17 protein-coding genes are annotated in these 14237 nt (G+C 72.9%); 15 read left to right on the top strand and 2 right to left on the bottom strand.

Annotated features, from left to right (window positions below):
* Positions 1 to 28: 28 nt before the first annotated feature.
* Entirely contained in the window at positions 29 to 1012 is a 984-nt protein-coding gene (locus tag ACIQI7_RS22065; RefSeq protein WP_401112593.1) for a helix-turn-helix transcriptional regulator, read from the top strand.
* Positions 1013 to 1246: 234 nt separating this feature from the next.
* On the opposite strand, the gene ACIQI7_RS22070 is transcribed toward ACIQI7_RS22065, so the two are convergent.
* Both ACIQI7_RS22070 and ACIQI7_RS22075 read right to left on the bottom strand, forming a co-directional pair.
* Positions 1247 to 1825 carry a hypothetical protein gene (locus ACIQI7_RS22070; RefSeq protein WP_401112594.1) on the bottom strand — a complete coding sequence of 193 codons (579 nt, stop codon included), beginning with the start codon at positions 1823 to 1825 and terminating at the stop codon, positions 1247 to 1249.
* An 8-nt stretch (positions 1826 to 1833) separates the two neighbouring features.
* Positions 1834 to 2127 (bottom strand): hypothetical protein, encoded by a 294-nt coding sequence (locus ACIQI7_RS22075; RefSeq protein WP_401112596.1) that lies wholly within the window; start codon positions 2125 to 2127, stop codon positions 1834 to 1836.
* On the opposite strand from ACIQI7_RS22075, the gene ACIQI7_RS22080 reads away from it, so the two are divergent.
* From ACIQI7_RS22080 to ACIQI7_RS22145, 14 genes are all read left to right on the top strand, one after another.
* Positions 2102 to 2338 (top strand): hypothetical protein, encoded by a 237-nt coding sequence (locus tag ACIQI7_RS22080; RefSeq protein WP_401112598.1) that lies wholly within the window; start codon positions 2102 to 2104, stop codon positions 2336 to 2338. The two genes, ACIQI7_RS22075 and ACIQI7_RS22080, sit on opposite strands and share 26 nt — an antisense overlap.
* Positions 2339 to 2517: 179 nt before the next feature.
* Positions 2518 to 3501, top strand: coding sequence for an acyl-CoA dehydrogenase (locus tag ACIQI7_RS22085; RefSeq protein ID WP_401112600.1), 984 nt, complete (start codon positions 2518 to 2520; stop codon positions 3499 to 3501).
* A gap of 539 nt (positions 3502 to 4040) precedes the next feature.
* A complete protein-coding gene (locus ACIQI7_RS22090) occupies positions 4041 to 5507 on the top strand; it encodes an SCO6880 family protein (RefSeq protein WP_401112602.1) in 1467 nt (488 codons plus the stop codon).
* A gap of 35 nt (positions 5508 to 5542) precedes the next feature.
* Positions 5543 to 5992 (top strand): DUF6238 family protein, encoded by a 450-nt coding sequence (locus tag ACIQI7_RS22095; RefSeq protein ID WP_401112604.1) that lies wholly within the window; start codon positions 5543 to 5545, stop codon positions 5990 to 5992.
* A 23-nt stretch (positions 5993 to 6015) separates the two neighbouring features.
* Complete coding sequence (locus ACIQI7_RS22100) at positions 6016 to 7521, top strand: ATP-binding protein (protein ID WP_401112605.1); 1506 nt, start codon at positions 6016 to 6018, stop codon at positions 7519 to 7521.
* Between the two features lie 31 nt (positions 7522 to 7552).
* Positions 7553 to 8098: a hypothetical protein gene (locus tag ACIQI7_RS22105; protein ID WP_401112606.1), complete on the top strand. Its 546-nt coding sequence runs from the start codon at positions 7553 to 7555 to the stop codon at positions 8096 to 8098.
* A 76-nt stretch (positions 8099 to 8174) separates the two neighbouring features.
* Positions 8175 to 8810 carry a hypothetical protein gene (locus ACIQI7_RS22110; protein ID WP_401112608.1) on the top strand — a complete coding sequence of 212 codons (636 nt, stop codon included), beginning with the start codon at positions 8175 to 8177 and terminating at the stop codon, positions 8808 to 8810.
* Positions 8811 to 9156: 346 nt separating this feature from the next.
* Positions 9157 to 9390 (top strand): hypothetical protein, encoded by a 234-nt coding sequence (locus tag ACIQI7_RS22115; protein ID WP_401112610.1) that lies wholly within the window; start codon positions 9157 to 9159, stop codon positions 9388 to 9390.
* A 98-nt stretch (positions 9391 to 9488) separates the two neighbouring features.
* Positions 9489 to 10235, top strand: coding sequence for a hypothetical protein (locus ACIQI7_RS22120; protein WP_401112611.1), 747 nt, complete (start codon positions 9489 to 9491; stop codon positions 10233 to 10235).
* Between the two features lie 59 nt (positions 10236 to 10294).
* Complete coding sequence (locus ACIQI7_RS22125; RefSeq protein WP_401112613.1) at positions 10295 to 11128, top strand: hypothetical protein; 834 nt, start codon at positions 10295 to 10297, stop codon at positions 11126 to 11128.
* A gap of 114 nt (positions 11129 to 11242) precedes the next feature.
* Positions 11243 to 11740 carry a hypothetical protein gene (locus ACIQI7_RS22130; RefSeq protein ID WP_401112614.1) on the top strand — a complete coding sequence of 166 codons (498 nt, stop codon included), beginning with the start codon at positions 11243 to 11245 and terminating at the stop codon, positions 11738 to 11740.
* 77 nt (positions 11741 to 11817) lie between these two features.
* Positions 11818 to 12321, top strand: coding sequence for a hypothetical protein (locus ACIQI7_RS22135; RefSeq protein WP_401112615.1), 504 nt, complete (start codon positions 11818 to 11820; stop codon positions 12319 to 12321).
* Between the two features lie 144 nt (positions 12322 to 12465).
* Positions 12466 to 13695, top strand: a complete 1230-nt coding sequence (locus ACIQI7_RS22140; protein ID WP_401112617.1) for a hypothetical protein — start codon at positions 12466 to 12468, stop codon at positions 13693 to 13695.
* 175 nt (positions 13696 to 13870) lie between these two features.
* Complete coding sequence (locus ACIQI7_RS22145) at positions 13871 to 14230, top strand: hypothetical protein (RefSeq protein ID WP_401112619.1); 360 nt, start codon at positions 13871 to 13873, stop codon at positions 14228 to 14230.
* Positions 14231 to 14237: the final 7 nt, after the last annotated feature.

Consider the following 14237-nt stretch of genomic DNA (forward strand, 5'->3'; position numbering starts at 1 on the left):
GTCCGCCCTCGGTGTAAAGGGACCCCTCATGAGCGACGACGACCTGCTGGCGCATCTGCACCGTCTCGGGCTGGCAGCCCGGGAGGCCGGACTCTACCTGGCCATGCTGCGCACCGGCCGTACTGCCGCAGTGGAGTTGGCTGAACACCTCGGATGGAAGCCCGATGAGGCCGAGCAGTCCATGGGGCGCCTCGTCGAACTCGGCCTGGCAGCAGCCTGCGCACCGGACCGGTCCGAAGCCGTTCCGGTGGATCCCACCATCGCCCTCGACCATTTGTCCCACACCAGGGCGGCGGAACTGCGCAAGGCCCAGACCTCCGCGGCCAACGCCTACCGCGACTACCGGCGCTCGGTATGCCCGCAGGCCACTGACGACCTCGTCGAGGTGATCGCCGGCGCCCAGATCACCGACCGGATCCGGCACGCCGAAAGGACCGTGGAATCACAGGTCCTCCGCTTCGACTCCCCGCCCTACCACATCCCCGCCGGCGCCAACCCTATGGAGCTGGAAAACCTGCAACGCGGCGTCGAGTACCGGGTCGTCTACTCCAAGTCCGCCGTACAGAACCACGCCTACTACGCCGCCAACATCCAAGCCTGTATCGCGGCAGGCGAGCAGGCTCGGGTGCTGCCCACCGTCCCCGTAAAGCTCACCATCTTCGACCGGCGGCTGGCCATCGTCTCGATGTCCTTCGTCGAGGCCGAGGTCAACAACTCCCTGCTTCTGGTGCGCCCCTCGAGCCTGTTGTCCGCGCTCACCGGGCTCTTCGAGACCTCTTGGCGCTCGGCGTTCCCCATGCACTTCAGCGACCGCGTCCCGCCCACGCTGCGCCCCATCCATGTCCGGACGCTGGAACTGCTCGGCGCCGGCGTCACCGACGAAACCATTGCGGAGCTGCTCGGCATCAGCCGCCGCACCCTGTCCCGCAACCTCGAACAGCTCAACCAGCGAGCCGGCACCGTCACCCGGTTCCAACTCGCCCTGCACGCCGTCCGCAACGGATGGATCTGACCCCCTGTTCGTCCTCATGCTCGCTGGAGCCACGGTTCCCCGCGGCAGCGGCCAGGGCGAAACAGCCGTTCGTTTACGCCCGGTCGATGACCGCCTCGCGTCAGCCGGGTCAGCCGTCCACCAGGCAGACGTGGACGTGCTGCGGGTGGTGAGGAGGAACCACCCGCAGCACGAGATGCCGGTCAGCTGTGGAAGGCAGCCGTTCCGTTCGGCGTTCCCAGGCCCGTCGGGCCGTCATAGCCTTCCTCTGCCGTGCAGAAGTAGGCCGGAGAGCAGCTGCCGTTGTTGCCTGCGGTCACGTCGTTGAGCGCGTCCGGGTGGGCGTACGGGTAGGATGCCGGGCTGGATCCGGCGGCCGGGGTACCCGCGTCCGCGTAGACACCGGCTATGACGGGAGTGGCCGCGCTGGTCCCGCCGTAGACGCCCCAGCCGCCTTCCTGGTAGCTGTCGTAGACGGCGACGCCGCAGGCCGAAGACGTCGAGGCGGGCCAGGGCCCGGTTGTTGGCGGTTACGGCGACCATCCGCCACAGTTCGGTCAGGGTTCCGTCCGCGTTCCTGATGCGCCACTGCTGCAGGACGCTCATGCCGCGCGAGAGCTGGCCGGCGGCGACCAGGGACTCGGCGAGGTCGTATCCGCGGCCTTTGCCGAAGCGGCGCAGCTGCTCGGCGGCATAGCGCTGGACGTGGACGGCCTGCTCGTAGGTCTGCTCGGTGAGGGTGAGGGCGGCCAGCGGTTCCCCGTTCTCTTCCGCCGCCCGCACGACGGGGCGAGGGCAGCGGTGGCCGAGCGCGGAGCAGGGCGGCCCGGTCATGCTCGGCTTCACGCACCCGCCGGGCGGCGTCCGCCAGCTTGGTCTCCGCGGCGGCGAGGGGCGGAGGCGTAGTGGGGGTCGTCGCTCGGGGCGCGGCGGCGGGTCTCGCGTTCCTTCTCGGCCGCCTTCCTGGCCTTTTCGGCGGCGTCGAGCGCGGCATCGGCGGCGATCAGGTCGGCGACGCGCTTGGTGGCCTCGGGGCTGGGCGGGGACCAGGTGCCCATGGTGCGGTCGTTGAGGTCCCACGGGGCCACGGCGGCGCCGTGCACGTCGCAGATGAGCAGGAGGAGCGCCGACGGCACCTCCGTGACCCTGCTGCCCGGCATCCGACCGCAGAAGGCGCTGCTTCTGGAGGCCTGGGAGCTCGTGCAGGAGCTGGTGGACCGCGTCGACGGCAGAGTCTTCACGGCGACCAAGCGCCACCCGGGCCTGGCCGTCGCGCGGGTGCTGGAACGGACGAGCGCCGCGCTGCTGAGCCTGCGGGACGGCGTCCGCGACGAGTTTGGGCTCTAGCACGAGTTGTGTGGCACAGTCACGTTGCGTAATGCGCTGGGGGCATGCCGCTCGGTTGGTTAGGCTCCGGCTATGGGTGGTCCAGTGTTGGTGATTGCGGCACCTTCACCAGCACGCTCGGCAGCAAGCGCAAACGGTTCCTCACCAGCATCAGCCGGGTCACCCTTGGCAAGCTCTGCATGAGCGCCAGTGCCCTCGGCGCCACCCGGGCGGCGCTGGCCATCGCCATTCGCTACGCCCACCACCGCGAGGTGACCGGCGCCCGTCCTGACCGCAAGGTGCCGCTCTGGGCGCACCGCACCCACCACGGCCCGCTGCTGGAAGGCCTCGCCACCGCCTACGCCATGACAGCGCTGCACCGGGCCACGGTGACCCGCTGGGCCGAACACGATCGCGCCGACCCGACGGCCGCCACCGTCGCCGAACGCGAGGCGGTGGTCGCCAAGGGCTGGATCACCTGGCAGGCCCGCACACTGCTGACCGAGTGCCGCGAACGCTGCGGAGCCCAGGGACTGCTCCCCGGCAACGGGACCGTCTTCGCCACCATCGACGTCGAGGGCACGATCACGGCCGAGGGCGACAACCTCGCCCTGTGGGCCAAGACCGGTGCCGAACTGCTCCTTGACCACGACACCCCACCGCCCACCATCCCCAGCGGCGAGCTGGGCGACCCGCCGGTCCGCCAACAACTTCTGCACGCGGTGGAACACCTGCTGCTGGTCCGCGCCCGCACCCGTCTGCGTCAAGCGCCGCCCGGTGACAGCCTGCGCCGGTGGAACGCCGCTGCCCCCGCCGCCCTGGCCGCCGTCACCGCCCACGCCGAACACCGTGCCGCCGCCGCCCTGCTGGCCATGGCCGGGTCCGCCGCAGACCCGCGGACCCGCACCGCCCTGCTCGACCTGCACCGGCTCTTCACTCTGAGCTGCATCAGTTCCCACAGCGGCACGCTGCACAGCGAGCAGCACCTGACAGCCGACCAGACCAGCGAACTGCCCGACCTGAGCGAGGAGAGCATCGCCCGACTCACTGACCAGGTGCCTGCGCTGATCGACGCCTTCGACCTGCCGGAACGGTTCTTCGCCGCCCGCCCGATCGCCAACCCCGACTACCAGGATGCCTTCGACAACCCCACCGCGCACTGGAACCTCGCCACACACGCCTGACGAGGGCGGCGGATGCCCCGCGCAGCAGTCGACGAAGTTCCGCTTCGGCGAGAACCCGAGCGCGCCCGGCGACCGCGGACGCGCCCTGGTCACCAGGCCCGGCATCCCGGCCCTGGTCACCCGGGCCTCGCCCAGCGCAGGTGGCGGGCAGCCGCAGTCCGGCGGCGGCCAGGAGTCCCCGGCCGCACCGCCCCTCCAGGACGCGGTCGCGGCGGGCACGGTCTCGCCGTCCGGCACTGCCGTGCCCACGGCCGCGAGCCCGCCCACGCCCGGGGCCTCCGCACCGGCACCTGGCGGACCGGCCACCCCGGCACCGTCCCCTGCCGGAGCATCCGCTCCGGAGCCGGTCCGGTTCGTCTTCCCGAACCGGCCTGCCCAGCCCGGTTCCTGACCGAAGCCCCATAGCCCGGGGTGGGCGGCAGAGCGCCGCCCACCCCGGGCCCTACCCCCGAGCCCCTGGAAGGAACACCTGCGATGACGTCCAGAAGAGCGCCGCGCCCCCGCCCGCCGCCCGCACGCTCACCCCGTCTGGAACACCGATGTCCTCCTCGACACCCGACACTCCTGTGTCCGTCAAGTTCCCCCACCGCTCCAAGCGCGGCATCCTGCTCGGCCTGAGCGCCCCGCAGCTGATCATCACCGCTGCCACCGGCCTGCTCATGCTCGCCGTGCTCATCACCCGGGGCGTCACCGGCGCCCTGCAGCTCATACCCCTGTGGGCGGGTGCCGCCGCCCTGGTGTTCATCCGCTACCGGGGCCGCGCCCTCGCCGACTGGGCGCCCGTCGCCGCCCGATACGGCCTGCGGCGCCTGCGCGGCCAGCTCATCTGGCTCACCCGCCCCTCCTCCCGCCCGGTGCGCGAGGGCCTGCTCCACCTGCCCGGCAGCGCGGCCAGCCTGCGCGTGGTCACCGCCCCCGATGGCCGCTACGGCGCCGTCCACGACCCGCACGCCGGCACCCTCACCGCGATCGTCAAGGTCTCCTCCCGCGCCTACGCCCTGCTCGACCCCGGCACCCAGAACGCCAACGTCAACGGCTGGGGACGCTCGCTCGCGGCGCTCGCCCGCACCGGCCAGGTCGCCCGCATCCAGGTCATCGAGCGGACCGTCCCGGACACCGGCGACGCGCTTCGCCGGTACTGGGAGGAGCACGGCCGCCCCGACGCGCCGCTCGCCGGTGAGCTGTACGGGGAGCTGATCCGCGGCGCCGGCCCGGCCGCCGCCCCGCACGAGGCGTACGTCGCCATCGCCCTGGACTTCAAGGGTGCGCGGCGGCTGATCAACCAGGCCGGAGGCGGCCTGACCGGCGGATTCGCGGTCCTGGCCCAGCTCACCTCCGCGTTCGAGCAGTCAGCGCGCACCGCCGGTCTCACCCCGGCCGGCTGGCTGTCCGCGGGCGAGATCGCCGCCGTCGCCCGCACCGCCTACGACCCGAAGTCCCGAGCCGCGCTGGACCGCTGGTCCAAGGACGGGCGGCCGTCCGCCGACCCGAGCGCCGCAGGTCCGGTGGTCGTGGTGGAAAAGGCCGACCACATCTCGACCGACTCCGCCCACCACACCACCTACTGGGTGGAGAACTGGCCCAGGACGCAGGTCAACCCCGGCTTTCTCCACCAGGTGATGTTCGCCTCCGGGGTGCGCCGCACCGTCTCCCTCGCCTACGAGCCGCAGGACCTCGACTCGGCGCTGCGCGACGTACGCCGCAAGAAGGCCAGCGTGGTCGCCGACTCCGCCGAGCGCGCCCGCAAGGGCCAGGTCTCCAGCGAGGCCGACTCCGTGGAGTACCAGGACATCCAGGACCGCGAGCGGCAGCTGATCGCCGGCCACGCCGACGTCGCCCTCACCGGGCTGCTGACCGTCTCCGCGGACACCGAGGACGAACTGCGCTCCGCCTGCGCCGTGGTGGAGACCGCCGCCGTGGGCGCCCAGCTCGACCTGCGCCCGCTCACCTGGCAGCAGGCCGAGGCGTTCACCGCCTCCGCGCTGCCGTTCGCCCTCGCCGCCTGATGCCGGCCCTCCCGCCTCCCGAAAGAGCACCCCTGATGCCGGCCACCACCCCCGTCGCACAGGACTTCGTCCCGTACGCAACCGCCGCGATCGACTTCCACCGCGCGCTCAACATCCCCACCGGCCCGCTGGTCGCCTCCCGCGCCGAACTCGACTCGCTCCACGAGCACCTGGTCGCGCTGCACGGCCTCCTCGACGCCCACGCCCAGCGCACCGCGCCGCTGCTGTCGGCCGAGGGCGACCACCTCAAGGCCGCCCGCACCCGCCTGTGGCAGGCCACCGACCACCTCCACGCCGCCTACCACGCCTCGCCCCGGCCCGGCAGCGGCGAGGTCCCCGGTCCCGACGCCTGCCGCGCCCGTCTGCCCGAGGGCGCGCCGGAGCTGACCATCTGCCGCCGCCACCAGCAGACCGCCCGCCTGGTGCGCCGCCGCGCCACCCCCGCCGACCTGCACACCCCGTTCACCGGTCTCATCCGCCGCTGACCCCCACCCCGGAATCCGTGATCATGCCCAGGAACCGCGCCACCGCCAGCCCCCTGTTCGTCCCGCGCAAGATCACCCGCGCCCAACAGCGTGCCGCCCGCGCCGAGTTCGCCCAGGCCCGCGCCAAGGCCCGCCACGCGCAGCCCACCGCCGAGCGCCTTCGGAACAGTGCTCCCGACGCGGACCTCCAGCCCGTCTACCCGGCTGCCGGCCGCCCGGGCCCGGCCTCCGCCCGCGGCGGCAAGCTCCGCCTGCCCAAGCACCGCCTCACCACCGCCGTCGCCGGCGGCGCCTACCCCTTCCTCGCGGAAGCCGGCCTCGGAGCCGAGGGAATCTTCATCGGCCGCGACCTCCACGCCGAGGGCAGCTTCTGCTACGACCCCTTCACCCTCTACAACAGCGGCCGAATAGAAGGGTTCACGAACCCGAACGCGATCCTGTGCGGCGTCATCGGCATGGGCAAGAGCGCCCTGGCCAAGTCCATCGCCACCCGCGCCATCGCCCACGACTACAAGATCTACGTGCCGAGCGACCCGAAGGGCGAGTGGTCCGGCCTGGCCGAGGCGCTCGGCGGCCAGACCATCGCCCTGGGCCCCGGCCTCCCAGGCAGGCTGAACCCGCTGGACGCCCCGCAGCGCCCGGAGGAGGTGAGCGAGGAGGACTGGAGCAGCGAGGTCCGCAAGCGCCGCCTGCTCCTGCTGGCCAGCCTCGCGGCCACCGTGCTCAAGCGGGACCTGCTGCCGATGGAGCACACCGGCCTCGACGTCGCGCTCGACCTGGTCGTCGCCGACACCGACGCTGCCGGCACCGTGCCGCTGCTCGGCGACATCGCCCACATCCTCGGCCGCCCCGAGCGCCTCGACGCCGCCCTCGGCGGCCAGGCCGGAAGCCTCGGCCACGCCACCGACGACCTCGCCCACGCCCTGCGCCGCCTGGTCCACGGCGACCTCAGCGGGATGTTCGACGCCCCGTCCACCGTCGTCTTCGACGCGAACGCGCCGATGCTCTCCATCGACCTGTCCCGCCTCGGCAGCAGCGGCGACGACACCGCCCTCGTCCTCGCGATGACCTGCGCGAGCGCGTGGATGGAGGCCGCCCTCGCCGACCCCGCCGGCGGCCGCCGATGGGTGATCTACGACGAGGCGTGGCGGATCATGCGCCACGTCGGCCTGCTGGAGCGGATGCAACAGCAGTGGAAGCTCTCGCGGGGCCTCGGCATCGCCAACCTGCTGATCCTGCACCGGCTTTCCGACCTGCTGTCCGCCGGCGACGCCGGATCGCGCGGGCGGGTACTCGCCGAGGGCCTCCTGGCCGACTGCAGCACGAGGATCATCTACCGCCAGGAACCCGACCAGATCCCCGCCGCCATGGCCCTGCTCGGCCTCACCGGCGTCGAGGCCCAGGCCATCGCCGCCCTCACCCGCGGCCGTGGCCTGTGGAAGGTCGCCTCGCTCTCCTTCATCGTCCAGCACCTCCTCCACACCAGGGAGAAGCAGCTGTACGACACCGACTTCCGCATGGCCGCCTGACCACCCGGCCTTTCGAGAATCCTGAACTCACGTGCCTGACAACGACGTTGAATCCTATCTCGACCACGCAAACCTCACAACGGCCGACTTCGCGGCGTTCGAACAACTGGTCGTCGCCCAGCGCGAGCGCCGCCCGTACACCGATTCCGACTGGCACCTCGTACTCAGCTCCAGCGCCCGCGGCAGCGACGGACGGTGGGAATCCACCCACGCCCTGTTCCGCCCCGGCGGCGCCTTCGGTACCCGGGACACCAGCGACAAGACGTACGTGCGGGTGTACTTCGACGAGAACGGCCGAGCCCTGCCCGACCAGCCGCGCGCCCCCAGGCCCCTGCCACGGTTCGCCGCCGAGCTGGCCGAGCACCTGCCCGGCTGGACCGTCCAGGCCAACCTGCTCGTCCCCGGCCGAGACCTCGCCGAACTGGGAGGGCAGACGTGGGGCTGGGGGCGGCTGCCGTGGACCACCGTCTCCGCCCCGCACACCGCCCTCGCCCTCACCGGCCCGGACTGCGAACGGCTCCTCGCCGAGGAGGACCGGCAAGGACGCCCCGATCCTCCTCGGCGCCGCAAAGCCTGACGCCCTGCCCGCCTACGACCCCAGGGCGGTACATCTGCCCGCGCTCGTCGCCCTCCCCACCGATGCCGCGCCAGCCATGGTGGCCGCCGAGGTCACCGCTCTGGGGCCGAGCTGCCGACAGGCGGCCTGGCAGGCCCGCACCAGCGCCACCGCCCACGCCGTCTCGGCCCTGCGCCGCCTCGCCACCGCCTACATCCCGGCCCCCGGCGACCCCTGGGGCCGCGGCGAGATCGGCTCCTTCGACTCCGTGGAGGACCGTAACCGCGCAGCCTGGCCGTACGCCGAGACGCTCATCCACCAGGGGCCGCACCTGGTGGCCGGGATCCGGGCCACAGCGACGATCGAGGACCACCTCGACCCCGCCATCGGCTCCGACCTGCGGCGGCTCCACGTCACCGAGGTCGCGCTCGACCGGCTCCGAGAGGTCCGCGACGGCTGGCGCACGGCCACAGCCGCCCTCATCGGCGAGGCGACGCGAGAACGCGCCGAGGACCTGCGCAACCAGGAGGCGTGGGAGTGCGCCGTTCGGATCCCGGACGGTCCGCTTCCCGCGCTCGCCGCGCACGTCGCACCGAGGATCGGTCTGCTCGTGCCGGACCGTGAGCAGCAGGTCAAGGCCGCGCTCGCCCGCAAGGGCCAGTTCCACGGCGCCACTGCTGCGGTGCCGGCGCCCGCCGCGCCGGCACCGGGCGCACCGCGCCGCACGCGGTGAGCGCCTATCACCGTTTCGCGGCCGGTCCAAGTTCTCTCTCCCCGGCATCATCAGCGCCTGCCCACCACGCCACCGGGCGCACACCCGCAGGAGCCCCCATGCAACCCGACCAGCTGACCGTCCTGTTCACCGACAACGGCTTCGGTGTCACTGCCCACGTCCACGGCCCGGACACCCTGACCGACCGTGACACCACCGGTCCGGGCCGGCGCTACGCCCACGTCACCCGTCCCCTCGCGCAGCGGGGCCTTGAGACCGAGGTCGGCTTCGGGGCGGACGACTACATCGTCGTCGCCCAGCTGCCTCCGATCCGCACTACGCCGCCCGCCTGCGCTACATCGCGGACATGGCGGACGGCTACGTGCGGGAGATCCGGGCGATGCGCGGCGACCTCGCCGACCGGCACACCGTCCACGCCGACCGCGCCCGTCCCACTACCCAGGCCACGGCCGGCCCCGGCGCCCGGGTGCTCGCCTCGCTCGTCACTTCCCCCGCCGCCGTGCGCACGCTCACCGGCCACCCCGCCGAGGCCGTCCTTGCCGCATCGGCCGCCGCGCACGCTGCCGGGCCGCGCCGCTGAACCCCCTTGTCCAGGAAGGACGACCGCTGTGCCCCGCCGGAACAGACCTCGCCCCGCCCACCGGTCCTACCGTCCGACCAGCGAAGCGGAGCCCCACCGTGCCTGCCGCCGAATCCACCCAGCTTCCCGACGTCGCCATCGGGCACCACCCGAACCACGGCATCGTCGCCTCCCTGCCCACCCAGAACGCCGCCGCCCAGTGGATGCTGGAACGCCTCGACTTCCAGCAACTGCCCGGCAACCCGCGCCTGTACGCGCTCACCGACCAGCACCGCGAAGCCCCCGAGCGCGCCGCCTGGGCCTCCAAGCTCCTCACCGGCGCCGGCTACCACGTCGAAACCGACATGTCACTCGCCCCCGACGAGAACACCAGCAGCCGGGAACAGGCCCGCTCCCGGCTGCCCGCGACCGAACCGGCGCCGGACAACGGCCCGGACGTCGCTTTCGCCGAGCACCCGCAGCTCGGCGTCGTCGCGGCCACTGCCGACACGGCCAACGCGGCCGTACGTGGTGGTCAGATCCTCGAAGCCCACGGCTGGCGGTTCAACCACATGCTCGACGTCTACACCCGGCCGGTCACCGCCGACCGGAGCGAAGCGCTGGAGCGCATGGCCGCCGCCACTGCCGCCATGCACCGCGCAGGCGACCTGCGTGTCGCGGTCCAGCCGCATCTCGCCAAAGACCTGGTCGCCCGCCACGCACCGGCTCAGCACGCGTTCACCACGCACAAGTTCCGCGTCGACGAGGCCGCGCTCAAGGCGCCCGCCACCGTGTCGACCACTGTCGCCACGAGCCCGCCTCCGGCTGCGGTCGACCCGCGCGTCGCCTTCGCCCGCGCCCGGTGACGAAACCCCGACCCACCGTACGGCCACCACCCCGGGGGCGGCCACCGCAGGAGCACAGCATGCACTCCGTCCACATGCAGCCCGTCCACTTCTCCGAGGACGACCGCGGCATCACCGCCCGCACCCGCCTGCCGCTACCGGCCGGCAGGTTCGCGCCCATCACTATTCCCCTGGCGAAGCGAGGAGTCGACTTCACCATCGACTTCGAAACCGGCGAGCACATCGAGGCGCGGCTCCCGGACGGCAGCTTCCTGTTCGCGGGCCCCACGTTCGACGAGATCGACGAGGAACTCGACACGGCGGGACCGCAGAACGGCTGGTTCGTGGGCTGGCTCGACCCCCGCGTCGGCAAGGTCGAGGTCGAACCCTTGTACGACAGCCAATTCGGGGGACTCGACCAGCAGCACGGAACCGATGTCGCGCCAATGCGCGCCGCCCTCGACGCGCACCTCGACCGCCGTGGTGTTCCGACCGAGCAGGACGTACAGGACCGGCGGAACCGAGCCGAGTCCCTGCTTCGCCGAGCCGGGTTCGTCGCGGTCACCACCGGCCACCAGCAGACCCACCACCGGCTTCCCTCCGCAATGACCGACCCGGTGAAGCGCCGGGCGGCAGTGACCCGGGCGATCGACTACCTGCGGGCCGAGGGCTTCGCGTACGACTGCCCGGTCGACCTGGTCAACCAACCTGCCGCTTCCGCAGACCACACCCCGCACCCGGACCTCGCCGAACCGGCGGTGAGGGCCGCCAGCCTCGCCGCCGCCACCGACGCCCGGCTCAGCGCCGCCCTCGCCACCTCTCCCACCGCCGCGCCCACCCGCACCGGGCAGCAGGAACAGTCACCACGTGCGCCCGCGCCGCCCAGCGCCGGTCGTCCCGGCCTGCGCCACTGACGTCAACCGATGCAACCCGGCCCGCCTCCCAAGCCCGGCCCGCCATCAGCAGCCACCGGATCTGGTGCGCATGCCTGATGACCAATCCCCTGATCACCAAGGAACAGAATTCAGATGACTGTGAAGAAGGTCTGGCAGATCACCCACCAGTGCGGGCACGAATCGGCAAAGGATCTCGGTGACCGTCCGGCCGACCGCCGGGCCGGCTTCGCCGAGTGGCTGGCCAAGCAGGACTGCACCGACTGCTGGCGCGCCGCCCAGAGCGAGGACGAAGCGGGCAAGGCGCAGTGGCTGGCAGCCAAGCGCGCCGCCGAACAGGCCGAATCCGACGCCTGGTCCGAGCAGTTTCGGATGCCGCCGCTGGAAGGCACCGCCAAGGGCATCGCCTGGGGGGTTCGCTGCCGCCACCAGGCTCTCGCCGCCGCCTACACCGCGCTCGTCCTCGACTCCGGCATGGAGGAGGCCGAGTGGGAGCTGATCGAGGACCAGGCGCGCACGATCACCCGCGCCGGCTGGTGGATCGACCAGCGCGCGTGCGAGCCGGGCGACCTGCCCGAGCTGCTGGAGGCGGCCGTCGACGCCGACCGGCCGACCGAGAACCCCTTCGTCTGACCCGCCGGCGCCCCGCCCCGGCGCAGGGCGCCGGCCCCAACTCGCCTCCAGCGCACACTGATTCGGAACACCGCACCATGGCCACTGCCCCTCTGTACTGCACCGTCAAGCGCACCGAGAGCACCCCCGACCTGCTCGCCGCGCTGTACGACGACGATCCCGGCTTCGAGTCCTACCTGCTGGCCTCGTGGTCGCCCGGCCCGCCCGCCGAGCAGGACATCGTCCTGCCGGACCTGGCCGCGCTGCTGGACGAGCCGGTGGCGCTGCGCAAGCCCCGAACCGGCCACACCCCCTCCCGGCGTCTGACCTGGCACTGCTCGATACGCAGCACCGGCGCGCTCAGCGACGACCAATGGCTCGAGCTGACGTGGCAGGTGCTCGACGCCACCGGCATCGAGCCGGACGGCGACCCCGACGCCTGCCGGTGGGTGGCCCTGCGCAACACCGGCGACCGGCTCGACCTCGTCGCCACCGTCATCCGCAAGGACGGCCGCTGGGCCCGGCTGCACAACGACCAGCGCCTCGCCCGGTGGGCCTGCGAGGACTTCACCCGCGACCACCAGCTCACCACGCGGCGCTGACACCCCCACAGCGCCCCGCCTGGGCCCGGCCGACGACCGGCTACCACCGATCTACGGCCGGGCCAAACCGGCGGATCTGCGGATCCTGTCCCCGCCGGCCCGCCCGCCGGGCCCCACCGTCCGCCGTCCGAGAAGGGGACGCTCGTGATCGCTCACCTGCAGCGCGCCGCCACCACGGCCGCGCTGATCCCCACCCTCTACGGCCTGGACGACCCACGCGGGCGGCTGCGTCCCCGGCTGATCGGCGCCGACTACCACGGCGCCGACAAGCAGCTGCCGCTGTTCGGCGACCCGCAGGAGGTCCTCGGCGGCGGCGTGCTCGACGCCCCGGCCCTGCGGCTCGGAGCCCGGGCACCCGAGCAGCCGGTGTGGATGTGCTCGGTGCGCTCCGACCCCCGCCACCCGGACCTGAGCGACGCCCAATGGGCCGACGTCGCCCGGCGCCTGGTCACCGCGACCGGGCTCGCCCCCGCCGGCGACCCGCACGGCTGCCGGTGGGCCGCGATCCGCAACGGCGACCGGTCGGTGCACGTCGTCGCCACCGTCGTCCGCGAGGACGGATACATCCACAACACCTACCGGGACCCCTTCCACGTGCAGGCCGAGTGCACCCGCATCGCCGCCGAACTCGGCCACCTCACCCACACGGTCACCACCACCAAGGACCACCGGATGCCCGTCATCACCATCAGCGCCGCGCCCAGCGGCAGCATCGTCGCCACCGGCACCGGCGACGACCTGTCCGCCACCCTGCTCCGGCACGCCGGGTTCCAACAGATCGACGACTGGCACGGCCGCCGACACCGCCTGCCCACCACCACACCCCGCCCCGAAGCGGCCTCCATCGCCACCCACGCCACCCAGATGCTGCGCGCCGCCCTCTACAACGTCGACCTCGACCCCAAGCTCCACGTCGAGCCGCTCGACACCCCGGGCCAGCAGATCCTCCACCTCACCGACGCGATCCGCGGCGCAGCCAACTTCGCCGAACTCGCCGGGGTGCTCGACGACCTGCTCGACCCGGACGACGGGATGCTCGTCCGCCTCCAAGAGGCCCTGGAGACCGCCTCCGAGCAGATCACCGACCTCGACCCCGACCAGTACGAACTCTCCGACCGGTTCGGCGCCGCGTCCGACCAGCTCGTCACCGCCCAGGCCGAACTCGCCGGGGTCCTCGACGAGGTGCAGCTCGCCACGTCCGACACTGCCGGCACCGCTGAGGTCCTTGCCGCCGAGGACCTGCGCACCCGCGCGGCCCTCGCCCGCAGCACCGCCCTCGCCCCCAACGCGGCGGACGCGCCCGCCGCGGCAGCCTCCACCGGGCTTCCGCCCGTGCCCGCGGCAGCGGTGGGCGCTGCCGGCCGCACCCGCTGAAACGTTCCTGCCTTTCACTACCGCCCTGGGAGCCGGATGCCCGAGCACTACTCGTCGATCGGAGAAGCGGTCGGCGCCGCCATGCAGCACAACATCCGCCTCCAGCGCCCTGACCGGGCCACTGACGCAGCTGACCGAGCTGGTCGCAGCCACAGCCGACTGGGCCGGAGCCCGGGTGGACTTCGACCCGCCCGGTTACAACCTGTCCTACGACATGTGGACGCGCCTGGCCACCGCGCACCAGGCGCTTCTCACCGTCCGGGAGGACCTGGAGGCCGCCACCGAGGGAATCCCGGCCTGCCCCGCCGAGCCCAGCCCCACGCGCCATCCGGACATGACGCCCGTCCTGCGCACCCGCGAACTCCTGCACGACGTCATGGGCGCGTCCGCGCCCAACCCGGGAATGCCGGACACCCGCCGCCAGGCAGCGGCTCGCCACCTCCCCCAACACCACCGCCGCAGGACCGCCCCCACAGATCCGCCGACCCCCGCACCGGGCCCGACCACCGCAGGCCGGCCCCGGCCCACCCGCTGACCGAACG

Source organism: Kitasatospora sp. NPDC092039, assembly GCF_044756065.1.
Classification (GTDB): domain Bacteria; phylum Actinomycetota; class Actinomycetes; order Streptomycetales; family Streptomycetaceae; genus Kitasatospora.

What these genes read in the sequence shown, in the direction of transcription:
- ACIQI7_RS22065 (WP_401112593.1), top strand. Translation starts at nt 29, where the DNA reads ATGAGCGACGACGACCTGCTGGCGCATCTGCACCGTCTCGGGCTGGCA.
- ACIQI7_RS22070 (WP_401112594.1), bottom strand. Translation starts at nt 1,825, where the DNA reads ATGACCGGGCCGCCCTGCTCCGCGCTCGGCCACCGCTGCCCTCGCCCC.
- ACIQI7_RS22080 (WP_401112598.1), top strand. Translation starts at nt 2,102, where the DNA reads ATGAGCAGGAGGAGCGCCGACGGCACCTCCGTGACCCTGCTGCCCGGC.
- ACIQI7_RS22085 (WP_401112600.1), top strand. Translation starts at nt 2,518, where the DNA reads ATGAGCGCCAGTGCCCTCGGCGCCACCCGGGCGGCGCTGGCCATCGCC.
- ACIQI7_RS22090 (WP_401112602.1), top strand. Translation starts at nt 4,041, where the DNA reads ATGTCCTCCTCGACACCCGACACTCCTGTGTCCGTCAAGTTCCCCCAC.
- ACIQI7_RS22095 (WP_401112604.1), top strand. Translation starts at nt 5,543, where the DNA reads ATGCCGGCCACCACCCCCGTCGCACAGGACTTCGTCCCGTACGCAACC.
- ACIQI7_RS22100 (WP_401112605.1), top strand. Translation starts at nt 6,016, where the DNA reads ATGCCCAGGAACCGCGCCACCGCCAGCCCCCTGTTCGTCCCGCGCAAG.
- ACIQI7_RS22110 (WP_401112608.1), top strand. Translation starts at nt 8,175, where the DNA reads ATGGTGGCCGCCGAGGTCACCGCTCTGGGGCCGAGCTGCCGACAGGCG.
- ACIQI7_RS22115 (WP_401112610.1), top strand. Translation starts at nt 9,157, where the DNA reads ATGGCGGACGGCTACGTGCGGGAGATCCGGGCGATGCGCGGCGACCTC.
- ACIQI7_RS22125 (WP_401112613.1), top strand. Translation starts at nt 10,295, where the DNA reads ATGCACTCCGTCCACATGCAGCCCGTCCACTTCTCCGAGGACGACCGC.
- ACIQI7_RS22130 (WP_401112614.1), top strand. Translation starts at nt 11,243, where the DNA reads ATGACTGTGAAGAAGGTCTGGCAGATCACCCACCAGTGCGGGCACGAA.
- ACIQI7_RS22135 (WP_401112615.1), top strand. Translation starts at nt 11,818, where the DNA reads ATGGCCACTGCCCCTCTGTACTGCACCGTCAAGCGCACCGAGAGCACC.